Source organism: Oceanobacillus alkalisoli (assembly GCF_021556485.1).
Lineage (GTDB): Bacteria > Bacillota > Bacilli > Bacillales > Amphibacillaceae > Oceanobacillus > Oceanobacillus alkalisoli.
Map to the genome: position 1 here is coordinate 18,786 of NZ_JAKGBW010000020.1, position 13,521 is coordinate 32,306.

The following is a 13,521-nucleotide window of genomic DNA, read 5'->3' on the forward strand; positions in this document are numbered from 1 at the left end:
AGTTGAAGTTAAAGGAGTTATGCCTTATGGAATATCCTGCAAGAGTTATGACAATCGCGGGTTCTGCAGCTGGCGGGAGTGCAGGGATCCAAGCAGATTTGAAGACATTCCAAGAACTCGATGTATATGGGATGAGTGTCGTTACCGCTATCGTTGGGAGGCACCCGGAAACGGAGAAAAATGTCCATCCCCAAACAATAGAAGCAATCGAAGCCCAATTTGATACAGCAATGCGTCAGGTTGGAACGGACGCCCTGAAAACGGGAATGCTATTCTCGAAAGAAGTAATTGACGTGGTCGCAGGGTTAATTGAACAGTCGGATATTAAATCGGTTGTCATTGATCCGGTCATGGTCGGGAAACTTGATTCGAAGCTATTAAAAGATGATGCAATCGAGGCGTTGAGAAAGCGACTGATCCCGCTTGCTACCATTATTACACCAAACATTCCAGAAGCCAGGTTTCTGCTTGATGAGCGTGAGATAACAGATGTGGAAGCATTGAAGCAAGCAGCGATTGACTTATACGAGCTTGGTTCTGAGTATGTACTTGTGAAAGGTGGCCGGCTGGATGGGCCTGCAGTTGACGTTTTATATGACGGGAAGACCCTAACTTTATTTGAAGCGCCGCGCATTGACACGGTGAATACGAGTGGTGCGGGTTGCTCATATTCTGCTGCAATTACAGCATACCTTGCGAAGGGGGAAACCGTGGAAACGGCGGTCGAACACGCGAAGAAATTTGTAACAACAGCAATCAATCATGGCTTCACGTACACCGAAATGGTTGGACCGACCTACCATGCTGCCCAGCGGAAATATGGTGATGCATTTGACATTAAAGTAGAGAAGGTTGAGTAGGGGGAATAGCTTGACTTTACCCCCTTCTTTCTATATATTAAGGATTAGAAAATATGTGGAAACGTTGAAGCGGAATAGTATAATTTACTGTCTTTTACAGAGAGGAAATGGTCGGTGCGAATTTCCGGAAGACAGAAGTTAGAACCTGCCGTCTGAGTTCGCCATCAAGAGACTTTATTTGGTCTGTAAGATGTGCGCGGTGTAGAGCCGTTATTCGAAGGAAGTGTGCATGAATTCTCATGCAAACAAGGGTGGCACCACCACACGAAGGTCCCTTTTTATAGTGATAGGGGTCTTTTTTTATTGGTAAAAATAACATAAAGAGGTGTTTCTTTTGTCTAAAAAGAATAAAAATTTCGTGGAAAAGATTACCGCGATGGAAGATGACTTTGCCCAGTGGTATACCGACGTTGTGAAACAGGCAGAGCTCGTTGATTATGGCTTAGTTAAAGGGACAATGATTATCCGTCCTTACGGGTATGCGATTTGGGAAAATATTAAAGATGAATTGGACCGCATGATCAAAGAGACGGGCCATACGAATGTCCAGTTCCCATTATTTATTCCGGAGAGCTGGCTGCAGAAAGAAGCAGATCACGTTGAAGGATTCGCACCGGAAGTAGCTTGGGTGACTCATGGTGGGGATGATGAGCTGCAGGAAAGAATTGCAGTCCGTCCTACGTCTGAAGTATTGTTCTGTGAATATTATTCGAGACATATTCATTCGTACCGCGACCTTCCGAAGCTGTATAACCAATGGGCGAACGTGGTGCGCTGGGAGAAGACAACTCGTCCATTCCTGCGTTCTTCCGAATTCCACTGGCAGGAAGGTCATACGGCACATGCGACTGACAAAGATGCAGAAATCGAAACAGCGAAAATGCTTGATGTTTACGCAGACTTAGTCGAGAACTATATGGCGATTCCACTATATAAGGGACAGAAGACAGATAGTGAAAAGTTTGCTGGAGCAAAATATACGCTAACGATTGAAGCGTTAATGCACGACGGGAAAGCATTGCAGTCTGGAACGAGCCACCATTTCGGTTCCGGTTTCGCGGAAGCATTTGATATTACGTATCTGGATGAAAATGGGGACAGCCAATACGTCCACCAGTCATCTTGGGGACTTTCTACAAGAATTATGGGTGCGCTGATTATGGTTCACGGGGATAACCGCGGCTTGGTTGTACCACCGAAGATTGCTCCAACACAAGCGATGATTATTCCGATTGCACAACATAAGGAAGGCGTACTTGATAAAGCGTATGACTTGCGTGGCCAGCTTAAAAATCTTGTTCGTGTCGATATTGATGCAAGTGACAAGATGCCGGGCTGGAAATTTAACGAATATGAGATGAAGGGAATCCCGGTTCGTATTGAACTAGGACCGAAAGATATAGAGAAGGAGCAAGTTGTTCTTGTCCGCAGGGATACCGGTGAGAAGGAATTTGTCGCGCTTAGCGATCTGGAGAAGCGTCTACCGGAATTACTTGATGAAGTTCAACAGAATCTTTACGATAAGGCACTTGCTCACCGTAACGAGAAGACGAATTCCGTTACAACGATGGAAGAATTTGCAAAAGTGCTCGAAGAAAAAGGCGGTTTCTTGAAAGCAATGTGGTGTGGAGACGAAGCGTGTGAAGAGAAGATCCAAGAAGAAACGACAGCAACTTCACGTTGTATCCCATTTGAACAAGAGAAGTTAGCGGAAACTTGTGTGTGCTGCGGTAAACCAGCGAAAGAGATGGTTATTTGGGCGAAAGCTTATTAATTAGAGTATATAAAAGCGGGACAATCAGGTTTTGAACCTGTTTGACCCGCTTTTAGTATATATGGAGGAATTAAAGGAGTATAATCGAAATTTGAGTTTACGGAATAAAATTACCACTTAAAATATTTGCCTATTTTTAATAAAAAAATTGTGTTTTTTACACTTTTAAATTATAATATACTCAAGATGTTATTACTGTACTAACTGTAATACGATTTATCGTTTAAACTTTGCCATTTTCGAGAAGAATGGGAGGAGAAGAAATGGCGGTGAAAGAAGTGGAAAGGAAAATTACTAAAATTGGTAATAGCGTTGGGGTAACAATTCCACAGGAAGTATTGAATCACTTAAAAGTAAAGCAAGGTGATGCCGTCAAATTTATATTGGAGAAAGACGGCAGTGTATCTATAAAAAAACCTGTAAATATGGACTTTTTAGACCAGGAGTTTTTAGAAGGGTTAGAAGACCTTTTTGAAAACTATGATGATACGCTGAGGAACCTTTCAGACAGATAAATGGTCCGATATCTAAATGACAGGGAAGTTATTTTTATAAATGCTGCCGTGATAAAACGTTATACCCCTGAAGAACAGATAGGTGTTAAAGATACAAACATGCTATTTAGTGCAATAGAAAGACCGAAACAAACAGTGTTTGGTAAAGATGCATACCCTACAATATGGTTAAAAGCTGCGGCTTTGTATGCTAGAATTTCGCAAAACCATGCTTTCCATAATGGTAATAAACGAACGAGTTTCGCATGCATGAAACAGTTTTTATGGGTAAATGGATACCAGTTTAAAGCAAGTCAAAAAGAAGCTGAAGATTATACTGTTTATTTAGTAGTTGAAAAGCCGGAAATTGAGGATATTGCAGATTGGATAGAAAAGCATACAGAATCAAGGTAATCAAATAACCACACGCTTCATACGGAGTGGTTATTTTTGTTATATTTTGTCTCGCAGGCTTCTCAATGATAAAATATAAAAGTATAATTGTGTTAAAAGATGCATGCACGTATAACTGGGCTAGAGAATAAATATAGCTAATGAAATCATTTTGGAGGATTGGAGCATGAAAAAAAGAGTTGGCTTGATTTTTGGCGGGAAATCGGCGGAACATGAAGTTTCGTTGCAATCGGCAAAAAATGTATTAGAAGCGATGGATAAAGATAAATATGATGTGACATTAATCGGGATTGATAAAGAGGGAAGATGGCATTTGCATGATTCATCACAGTTTCTGTTAAATGCCAATGATCCGAAGTTGATTGCCTTGAATAAAACAAATGAAGGGATTGCCTTTGTACCGGGCGAAACGGATAAAAAGTTAAAGAAAGCTAATGACTCGGCGGCACTTGATCAGCTCGATGTTATTTTTCCAATCCTGCATGGAACACTTGGGGAAGATGGCAGTATCCAAGGAATGCTGCGTGTTGCAAATATTCCCTTCGTTGGTTCCAACGTACTTGGTTCTGCAATCAGTATGGATAAGGATGTTGCGAAACGCCTTCTAAAAGATGCAGGTCTCAAGGTTGCCGGATCTTACACGTTCACCCGTGCAACGAAAGGAAATATCTCTTTTGCAGAGATAGAAAGAAACCTTGGACTGCCATTATTTATTAAACCAGCGAATCAGGGGTCTTCGGTTGGTGTCAGTAAGGTCGAGTCAGCGGAAGAATTTGAAGAGGCAATTGCTGAAGCTTTTAAATATGATCACAAGATTCTCATTGAGGAAGCAATCCAAGGAAGAGAAATCGAATGCTCTATCTTAGGAAATGAGTATCCGGAAGCATCCATTCCCGGTGAAATCGTGGCAACCAATGACTTCTATTCCTATGAAGCGAAGTATATCGATGAGAGTGGAGCAACACTCGAAATCCCGGCGAAATTAGATGACAGCCAGATGAAAGTAATCCAGGAGGTTGCAGTTAAGGCTTTCCAAGCATTGAATTGTGAAGGAATGGCACGGGTTGATGTATTTCTAACGGAAGCAAATGAAATTATTATTAATGAGATCAATACGATTCCTGGATTTACTAAAATCAGTATGTACCCTAAATTATGGGAACTCTCCGGTATTCCGTACAGCGAGCTTATCGACCGGGTGATTGAGCTGGCGATAGAGCGCCATGAGCGTGACGCAGGACTAGAGAGTTCGTTTGAAGCGGAATAATAATTTAAGTGATTGAAGATAAGAACACACCTTAGCTAAAATAGGGTGTGTTTTTTGCTGTAGATGCTGGATTTTGAAACTTAAGTGATAAGGCTGACGGATAACTGGATAGGGAGGCAAATATTTTTGATTGCAGAGATGTATAAGCGACGAGAAAAGTTTGGTTATGGTTTTCTTGGAGCTACTTTATTACATTACATATTCCGTGGTGGATGTTCCCGTTCCGGCTATTGAATGAATCGATGCTCGAGCTTTTTCCGTTAACTTACGGATTCATTGCTTATAATGAGGAAGTAAAGTTTACTTATCGGAAGCAAGGTTGGTTAAAGCGAGTGAGGCTAACAATTTTTGACAAAGACAATAAGGAAATCGGAAAATACCTACAAGAAGAATTCAAAACTTTATTCCATATCAAAGGAAACTTATTGAATGAGCAAGGGAAATTGCTTCTAAATATTAAAGCATTTGGTTTTTCTGGGGTGAAAGGGTACTCGAATTCTTATTCTTAATCTCATTCTTGTTGGTGCCTACTTGTTATTGAAATTCAATCCCCCATTAGATGTTGGAACAATTGCTTTTACGGAGGATCATAAATCAGTTATCGTTGGTGTAGGCAATCGAGGTTTTGGAGATGTGAAAATTCTAGAAGTTACCGTAAACAATGAGGAGAACCCTTTAGAAACAAAGTACAAGTTAGTGACAGTTTGCAAGGCTTTATCTTATTAGAGGATTTTACTAGGGAAGAAGCACAAGAATATCATTTCACTAATATCGCTGACGTAGTGATAAAACAGGAACGTCACCTGCTTCTAATTTTGAAAAATTAGACGAGGGAACTGTTACAGAAGATGATGAAATTTATGGGATTAGTATTATTCATACTGGGGAAATAGCAAATGTTCATTTAGAATATAGTCATTTCGGAATGAAATTTAATGAGACGGTATATGTAAAAAGCTATTGACAAAAGCGCTCGAATTCAATACAGAGCGCTTTTGCAGGAGCTATTACGAGCGCTGTATAAAACTTAAGCGCCAATTAAATTTTCAATTTCCTTTTTCAATTTCGCTGGTTCTTTCTGAGGTGCGAAACGATCTACTACGTCACCATTCTTATCAACGAGAAATTTTGTGAAATTCCATTTGATATCCTCGGTTAATATCCCTTTCTGTTCACTCGTTAAATACTTGAACAAAGGATGAGCATTATCCCCTTTTACCTCAACCTTACTGAACATCGGGAAGGAAACACCATAATTGGCGGAGCAGAATGCAGCAATTTCGCCGTCTGATCCAGGATCCTGGCCACCGAATTGGTTACATGGGAAACCTAAGATTTCGAAATTATCATTGCCAACCTCATCATACAGCTTCTGTAACCCTTGGAATTGCGGTGTGAATCCACACTCACTTGCTGTATTTACGATAAGCAGCACTTTTCCCTCAAAGTCTCTAAGGGACTTGTCCTCGCCATGAATTGTTTTTGCATGGTAACTATAAATACTCACGAACATCAGCCTCCTTTATCACGCATTAACGGTCTGTAATACCCCACTGAATGCGGTTCTCCTTTATTTAAGGAAAACCATGCCTAAGGTTGACGGTGTAACTGTATAAGTCGAAACAGTTTATGATTCAATTTCGCTATCTGCTATTTGTACATAGGTTATAATTTGGGCACCACTTCCGCCAAACGCAAGTACATAATACTCATTTTTCTTAATATCGAAAACGTGAACGCCAGTTATTTCTTCTCCTGGCGTTATCTCCCCTTCTAATAAACTTTCAAATAACGCTTCCTCGATTTTATCTGGATAATCCAGTAAGGCTGGATTCAGAGTAGCAGTTCACTCATGTTGTTTAAACACCCAACAACAATTAACAGAACTTTTTGAACTTATCTTGTGCTGAATATGGATAAAGCGAAATATTTCTTAGTTCGAAGTATAGCAAGCACCATAACAGCTGTCAAAAAGGTAAAGGAATTCTTGAAGATGGTATCGCCAGAACACATGAATGAACAACTGGTATTGTAAGCTTGCTGATTGGTATCAATTAGCAGTGCTGACACGCTTTTTATTTTTTCTTATTTTTGTTATACTAGACTTTATGCAAGATGATAAATAGCAAAAACACCAAACATTTGTATCTTGCAAATATAAATGATAGGTGGTAACACAAAATGGAGAAAGAAAAGTATCAGGTCTTGCTGTACTATAACTATGTACACATTGAAGACCCTGAAGCCTTCGCAGCAGAACATTTGAAGTTCTGTAAAGAAGCAGGATTGAAAGGCCGGATTTTAGTTGCTGAAGAAGGAATCAACGGAACAGTATCCGGTACAATTGAACAAACTCAACAATATATGGATATGATGCATGCAGACGAGCGTTTCAAGGACATAGTATTCAAAATTGATGAGCATGAGGGGCATGCGTTTAAGAAAATGCATGTGCGTCCACGTAAAGAACTCGTGACATTACGTCTTGAGGATGATATTGATCCGCTTGAGCTTACTGGGAAATATTTAGAGCCAAAAGATTTCCGTGCGGCGATGGAACGTGATGACGTGGTCATTTTGGATGCTCGTAATGATTATGAATATGATCTCGGTCATTTTCGTGGTGCCATTCGTCCAGACATCGAAACGTTCCGTGAACTCCCGGACTGGGTCCGCGAGAACCGCGACATGTTTGAAGGAAAGAAAATTTTGACGTATTGTACAGGCGGGATCCGTTGTGAGAAATTCTCAGGCTGGCTCGTTCGTGAAGGCTTTGAAGATGTCGCTCAGCTTCATGGCGGAATTGCTGTATACGGGAAAGACCCGGAAGTACAAGGTGACCTTTGGGACGGGAAAATGTATGTATTTGATGAACGAATATCTGTTCCAGTCAATCAAAGAGAACATGTCATCGTCGGAAAAGATTACTTTGACGGCGAGCCGTGCGAACGCTACGTCAATTGTGCGAATCCGGAATGTAACAGACAAATGCTCACTTCAGAAGAGAATGAACATAAGTATCTTCGGGGCTGCTCCCATGAGTGCCGCGTCACTCCGCGCAACCTTTATGTGAAAGAGCAGAACCTGTCTGAAGAAGAAGTCGCAGAACGCCTGCAGGCACTTGAAGAAGAAAAACAGCATGCTTAATAAAAAGGAGAACTTCCTGATGGGTGGAAGTTCTCCTTTTTATGCTCAATGGTAACAAAATCCATAATTAAATACAAAAAAATCTGAAATGTTAACGGATTCTTTTGGGAATTGTAATAAAAAATACTTGCATTTTTCCGTGCTACCATGTAAAGTAGAATGTGCAAATGGAAATTGATTAGCAATACTTTACGATCTCTTTTTCAAGTGGTGTAAAAGTATTACAGATTCAATTACTTTGCACGATATCGAAAAGGAGGTCATTTAAATGACTGGTAAAGTAAAATGGTTTAATGCAGAAAAAGGTTTCGGTTTCATCGAGCGTGAAGATGGCGATGATGTATTCGTACACTTCTCAGCTATCCAAGCGGAAGGCTTCAAGACGCTAGAAGAAGGTCAAGAAGTTGAGTTCGAAATCGTTGAAGGCGATCGTGGCCCACAAGCGGCTAACGTAACTCGTTTATAATTCAAATACAAAAGCTTACTTCCATTGGAGGTAAGCTTTTTTAATAGGAAACTGAATGAATTTCATCATTACCAAAGTCGGCTATTCCATCACCATATGTAGTTGGGAACGAACCAACTCAACTACATTGGTGATGGTGATGCATTAATTACGTATTATAAAATTCATTAAACTATAAAATTAAAAATGTTGTGGATAACTAAAATTACTAACACTGGTCACGTCCGGCGCAAGCGCCCAGCAACTATCAAACTTCACCCTCCTCCAATCGATAAAGAAAACTCGGCCGTTCGGTCTATGTGAGGCTTAGTCGCACTTATACCCTTGTGGTGAAAGTCAACATCAACTCACTGTCGTCGCCTGAGTTTCTTTTATCTCCCTTCCGGTAAAAAGGAGGTTCGATTAAGTTCGCCCCTTCCTGGGGCAACATCGAGCTACCTCCCATCCTGGGATGCACAGTTTGTACGTTGTTAAACGGGCGCTCGCGCCTTTGTTTCATATCTTGAAAAGCAGGTGAATGAAATGGATGCTAAAGATGCAAAAGCAAAAGAAATTGAAAAACGTGTTATTGAAAATTACCAAAATGATGAGCGAATGATGATCCTTATTTTCGCTCAGTGGTGCGTGAATAATAAGTTGGATGCGAAGGAATTATATAAAAAGGCGTATCCGAATCAGCTGAATAACACGATTCTGGATGAAGTGATTGAGGAGACCGTTCCAAAAAATGAAGCAGACGAAATCCCGACTGCAACGGTTCTTCAAGTCCTTCAACTATTTGGCAATGATGATTTAGCATTTGTTGTTCAAGAGGAAGTGGAAAAGCTGGATGATTGATACAATCGCAAAAAACGGGTGAATCCAGCACTCGGCTGACTCACCCGCTCGATACATGTTCATTCAAATAACTTGATCAAGGCCTGGGTGCCGCTATCTTCTTCCCCTTTTTCCGCAAGTTCTTTGTACAGCTCAAGGGAAAGCTTAAGACCTGGTGTGGATAACCCCATTTCTTCTGCGGCTTCAAGCGCAATCGTCATATCTTTAATAAAGTGTTTCACATAAAAACCTGGTGCGAAATCACCCTTTAACATACGCGGTCCAAGTTGGGACAGGGAGAAGCTTGCTGCTGCCCCGGTACTAATACTATCAAGGACACGCCCAGGATTAAGTCCAGCTTTTTTCGAGTAAACGAGTGCTTCAGCTACACCAATCATATTCGTCGCAATTGTAATTTGGTTGGCAAGCTTCGTATGCTGGCCTGCTCCAGCCTCCCCTTGGTGAATAATATTCTCACCCATCATCTGGAAAATTGGCAGTACGTTGTTGAACGCCGCTTTGTCTCCACCGACCATAATTGCTAATTTTGCGTTTTTTGCCCCGATATCACCGCCTGAAACAGGGGCATCAAGCGCATGGATGTTCCGTTTCTTTGCTTCTTCATCAATTTTTATTGCAAGCGACGGCTTTGATGTTGTCATATCCACGACATATGAATGTTCACGTGCATTTTCTATGATGCCATTTTCACCAAAATAAATTTCTTCAACGTCACTTGGATAACCGACCATCGTAATGATTAGATCAACGGTTTCTGCAAGTTCTTTCACCGTGTCAACCCAAGTTGCTCCTTCTGTAAGTAACGCTTCTGCTTTATGCTTCGTTCGTGTGTAGACGGATACATTATAGCCGGCTTTTAAGACATGTGACGCCATGCTCTTCCCCATAACGCCAGTTCCGATAAAACCAATATTTTTAAGTGGTCTCTGAGTCATTTACATTTTCCCCTTTCCATCATTTGGACAGTTGCTGACCCGAATCATTCTGGTCATTTTACATAAAGTATATGTAGCTCATTATAGCAAAAAAGCGAGTAATTTTGTGGAATTCACTAAATAGATGGTAATTTTCCGAAAAAAATGAGAAAGATGGGAGCTTTGCTTATGCTGACCGACAAACAACTTTCGCGAATGTTTGATGTCTTACATGAACGAGAACATGAATTAATTCATCAATTGAAAGATCAGTTGGGCTTGAAATATGAATTTTCCCAAGAGGTAAGCGGGGAATTGTCTAATTATGATAATCATCCAGGCGACCAAGGAACCGAATTATTTGAGCGCAGTAAGGATCTTGCCTTAAATGAACATGCGGAAAAAGAGCTGGAGGATATTAATAAAGCATTTCATGCGATGGAAGAGGGGACGTACGGAATTTGTGCCGTTTGTGGAGTGGATATACCGTATGAACGGCTGGAGGCTGTTCCTACCGCCGACAGATGTATGGAGCATGCGGGTGAGCAAACATTTACCCGGGAACGTCCAGTTGAAGAAGAAGTGATGTCCAGCACGATACGTTCTGAAGAAACAGCAAGAGATGTTGATAATACTGCTTACGATAGAGAGGACGCCTGGCAGGAAGTGAGCAGGTATGGTTCCTCGGATGCTCCATCTGATTTATATGGTGAACAGGATAGTTATAATGAGATGTATCCGAATAGTGATGAAAATACATCAGGACCTGAAGATATTGAAAGCTATGTTTCAGCAGCAGAGGACGGGCAGTATGACGACCATGCATTGGATCATTACAGAAATCAGAAGTCGGAGTGAGATTTCAATCCTATAATGCCTAAAAAAAGACCGCCTCTAGTCGAGGTGGTCTTTGACACGAAGTTAAGCTGCATGATCATCAAGCTGCTCTAACACAAGTTCGGTTGTTTCTACTTTACCATCGCGGATATATTCAATTTTTATTGCTTCTCCTACAGCGGTATCGGAATATAAATATTTCCGAAGTTCAAGAATCGAAGTCACTGGCTCATCATTGATCTTCGTAATGACATCGTATTGTTCTAAGCCTGCTTCGTCAGCGGGAGAGCGAGGCTCGACATTAGCGATGACCATTCCGCCTTCAATATCGTCTGGAAGCTCGATTTGATTGCGGTACTCTGGTGGGACTTGATATAAGGCGGCCGTACTGATTCCAATAAGAGGGCGGGTGACGCCTCCTTCCGTTTCCAGTTGTTCTATTATCGGTAAAGCAGTATCAGTAGGAATGGCGAAACCAATTCCTTCAACGGCACTTTGAGCAATCTTCATTGAATTAATTCCAATTACTTCACCATCTGTATTGACTAAAGCACCGCCACTATTACCCGGGTTGATAGCTGCATCGGTTTGCAATACTTCTGTTACCCAATCTGGTTGTCCGTCGCTATTTGTGTCTACTGGCACGGAGCGATTTAAGCCGCTAATAATCCCTTTCGTTACCGTGTTCGCAAATTCAAGCCCGAGCGGGTTTCCGATTGCAAGCACTGTCTCACCAATAGCAAGGTTTTCTGACGTTCCGAAAGTTGCAACGGTATCAATCAGCTCACCATCTACTTCAAGTACAGCGAGGTCCATCAAGGTATCTTCACCAAGTACAGTTGCTGGCACACGCTCTTCGTCGTTAAGCACGATTTCTACATTTTCCGCTCCATCAACGACATGCTGGTTCGTTACAACATATGCTTTTCCATCTTCTTTTTTATAAATGATGCCTGAACCGGTGCCGGCTTCCTCACTACCTGCCCAGATATTCCGTTGTTGTAAATTGACGACTCCAACTACTGCTTCAGAGACTTCTTGGATGCTTGTTGAGCTTGTTGCGTCCTCCGAAGAAAAAGTATCGATAATGGCTGGTGTCTCACTACTTTGATTTTGCGTGACTGGGCTTGTTTCTGTGATTCCATCAAGCGGTATGATATTCGTGACAAAAAGCACAGCTACAACAGCTGCGGCGACCACACCACCAACAATTCCGCCGACGAGTACGCTCCACCCGCTCCATTTTTTAGTCGTTTTACCACTGTTTTTTGCTAAGGGCATCTGCTCTTGAGATGGTTGTTCCTCCTGAACGTTCCCGTGTGGCGAGTGATAAGTAAGATCGCTTATTTCTTCACTAGTATTCTCACTCAGCGCTCTATTTTCTTGCACGTCCTCATTCTCCGGTACAGTATTAGAGTGCTGTTCATCACTTTCCTGTGAATGATTTGATCTTTTGTCTTCATAATCCATCAAAATCACCCTTTCTATTAAGTATTCTATCAATTATCATGGTTATAAGTAAAAGAAAAAATAGAGGAGCTGCTGCAAATGTAAACTGTCAGCAGCTGCTCTAGTTAGGAAGACTGCAAATAGGGATGACTTTGCTTTGCTTCCAAATATATCAAATAAAAGGGGAAGTTCTAAGGAGTAGATGGTGTCAACCACTTCCTTACATTTCTTATTATACCCATTAGAAAAGGGAAAGGTTAGGCGTAATTGTGGAAAAACTGTGGGAGATGTTTTTTTGCAGCTTTTTAGTATAATAATTATACTTTCTATGTGAAAATGGAGATAGCAAAACGAATGAAAAGGTGACGAAAAATGAGTTACACAATTGGTGTAGTAGAAGATGATAAAAATATCCAAAATATTGTTCGTGCTTACCTTGAGAAAGAAGGCTATGATGTCATCATCATGTCAACTGGAGAAGAGGGCTGGGAAGTATGGCGAACGAATCCGCCTGATATGTGGATCCTTGACATTATGCTTCCAGGAATGGATGGTTATGAATTTTGTAAACGAATCCGGATGGAAAGTGAAGTGCCAATCATCATTATCTCTGCAAAAGATGATGAAATCGATAAGATTCTTGGCCTTGAGCTGGGCGGGGATGATTATCTCACGAAACCGTTTAGTCCACGGGAGCTCGTTGCTCGTGTGAAGCGGCTATTTAAACGAACGAGTTTTGGAAGACAAACGAAACAACAGAACCTAGAGCGAATGAAGGTTGGAGAACTATTGATTTATCTTGATGAGCGCCGGATATTCTGGTCTGGTGACGAATTTGAAGTGACGACGAAAGAGTATGATATGTTGCTTTTGTTTGCGCAAAATCCGAATCGGGCATTTTCGAGGGAAGAACTGCTCTTAAACATTTGGGGCAATGATTACTTCGGAAGTGACCGGGCGGTGGATGATCTTGTGAAACGAATACGAAAAAAAATACCGGATATCCCGCTTGAAACTGTTTGGGGATTCGGTTACCGCTTGCGAAAAGATGAGGAATAGGCG

At 41.3% G+C, this 13,521-nt stretch carries 15 protein-coding genes and 1 other annotated feature; of the genes, 12 read left to right on the forward strand and 3 right to left on the reverse strand.

Annotated elements, in window-relative coordinates:
* Positions 1–26 precede the first annotated feature (26 nt).
* The 7 genes from thiD (at position 27) to LZD48_RS15950 (ending at position 5,535) form a co-directional block, all read left to right on the forward strand.
* Positions 27–860, forward strand: a complete 834-nt coding sequence (thiD, locus tag LZD48_RS15920) for a bifunctional hydroxymethylpyrimidine kinase/phosphomethylpyrimidine kinase (RefSeq protein WP_235763716.1) — start codon at positions 27–29, stop codon at positions 858–860.
* A 55-nt stretch (positions 861–915) separates the two neighbouring features.
* Positions 916–1,139: a binding site (T-box leader), on the forward strand.
* Between the two features lie 55 nt (positions 1,140–1,194).
* On the forward strand, positions 1,195–2,634 hold the full coding sequence (proS, locus tag LZD48_RS15925) for a proline--tRNA ligase (protein ID WP_235763717.1): 1,440 nt from the start codon (positions 1,195–1,197) through the stop codon (positions 2,632–2,634).
* Between the two features lie 263 nt (positions 2,635–2,897).
* Positions 2,898–3,149, forward strand: coding sequence for an AbrB/MazE/SpoVT family DNA-binding domain-containing protein (locus tag LZD48_RS15930; RefSeq protein WP_235763718.1), 252 nt, complete (start codon positions 2,898–2,900; stop codon positions 3,147–3,149).
* Entirely contained in the window at positions 3,150–3,542 is a 393-nt protein-coding gene (locus LZD48_RS15935) for a type II toxin-antitoxin system death-on-curing family toxin (protein WP_235763719.1), read from the forward strand. It abuts the gene before it with no gap.
* Between the two features lie 166 nt (positions 3,543–3,708).
* A complete protein-coding gene (gene ddlA / locus LZD48_RS15940; protein WP_235763720.1) occupies positions 3,709–4,809 on the forward strand; it encodes a D-alanine--D-alanine ligase in 1,101 nt (366 codons plus the stop codon).
* 212 nt (positions 4,810–5,021) lie between these two features.
* Positions 5,022–5,318, forward strand: coding sequence for a hypothetical protein (locus LZD48_RS15945; RefSeq protein WP_235763721.1), 297 nt, complete (start codon positions 5,022–5,024; stop codon positions 5,316–5,318).
* Between the two features lie 28 nt (positions 5,319–5,346).
* Positions 5,347–5,535 (forward strand): hypothetical protein, encoded by a 189-nt coding sequence (locus LZD48_RS15950; protein WP_235763722.1) that lies wholly within the window; start codon positions 5,347–5,349, stop codon positions 5,533–5,535.
* A gap of 301 nt (positions 5,536–5,836) precedes the next feature.
* Here LZD48_RS15950 and LZD48_RS15955 read toward each other — a convergent pair whose 3' ends face one another.
* Positions 5,837–6,316, reverse strand: a complete 480-nt coding sequence (locus LZD48_RS15955) for a glutathione peroxidase (RefSeq protein ID WP_235763723.1) — start codon at positions 6,314–6,316, stop codon at positions 5,837–5,839.
* Positions 6,317–6,990: 674 nt separating this feature from the next.
* Between LZD48_RS15955 and trhO the strand changes: the two genes are divergently transcribed.
* From trhO to yxiS, 3 genes are all read left to right on the forward strand, one after another.
* Positions 6,991–7,956, forward strand: coding sequence for an oxygen-dependent tRNA uridine(34) hydroxylase TrhO (gene trhO / locus LZD48_RS15960; RefSeq protein ID WP_235763724.1), 966 nt, complete (start codon positions 6,991–6,993; stop codon positions 7,954–7,956).
* A 268-nt stretch (positions 7,957–8,224) separates the two neighbouring features.
* The gene (locus LZD48_RS15965) at positions 8,225–8,422 is read left to right on the forward strand and encodes a cold shock domain-containing protein (protein WP_235763725.1); all 198 of its coding nucleotides are present in this window, start codon (positions 8,225–8,227) and stop codon (positions 8,420–8,422) included.
* A 522-nt stretch (positions 8,423–8,944) separates the two neighbouring features.
* Positions 8,945–9,259, forward strand: a complete 315-nt coding sequence (gene yxiS / locus LZD48_RS15970) for a protein YxiS (RefSeq protein ID WP_235763726.1) — start codon at positions 8,945–8,947, stop codon at positions 9,257–9,259.
* Positions 9,260–9,318: 59 nt separating this feature from the next.
* On the opposite strand, the gene LZD48_RS15975 is transcribed toward yxiS, so the two are convergent.
* Positions 9,319–10,194, reverse strand: coding sequence for an NAD(P)-dependent oxidoreductase (locus LZD48_RS15975; protein ID WP_235763727.1), 876 nt, complete (start codon positions 10,192–10,194; stop codon positions 9,319–9,321).
* A 168-nt stretch (positions 10,195–10,362) separates the two neighbouring features.
* Between LZD48_RS15975 and LZD48_RS15980 the strand changes: the two genes are divergently transcribed.
* Positions 10,363–11,031 carry a TraR/DksA C4-type zinc finger protein gene (locus LZD48_RS15980; RefSeq protein ID WP_235763728.1) on the forward strand — a complete coding sequence of 223 codons (669 nt, stop codon included), beginning with the start codon at positions 10,363–10,365 and terminating at the stop codon, positions 11,029–11,031.
* Between the two features lie 63 nt (positions 11,032–11,094).
* Here the strand turns inward: LZD48_RS15980 and LZD48_RS15985 are convergent, their stop codons facing one another.
* Entirely contained in the window at positions 11,095–12,480 is a 1,386-nt protein-coding gene (locus tag LZD48_RS15985; RefSeq protein WP_235763729.1) for a S1C family serine protease, read from the reverse strand.
* Positions 12,481–12,831: 351 nt separating this feature from the next.
* Between LZD48_RS15985 and LZD48_RS15990 the strand changes: the two genes are divergently transcribed.
* The gene (locus LZD48_RS15990) at positions 12,832–13,518 is read left to right on the forward strand and encodes a response regulator transcription factor (RefSeq protein WP_235763730.1); all 687 of its coding nucleotides are present in this window, start codon (positions 12,832–12,834) and stop codon (positions 13,516–13,518) included.
* Positions 13,519–13,521 lie beyond the last annotated feature (3 nt).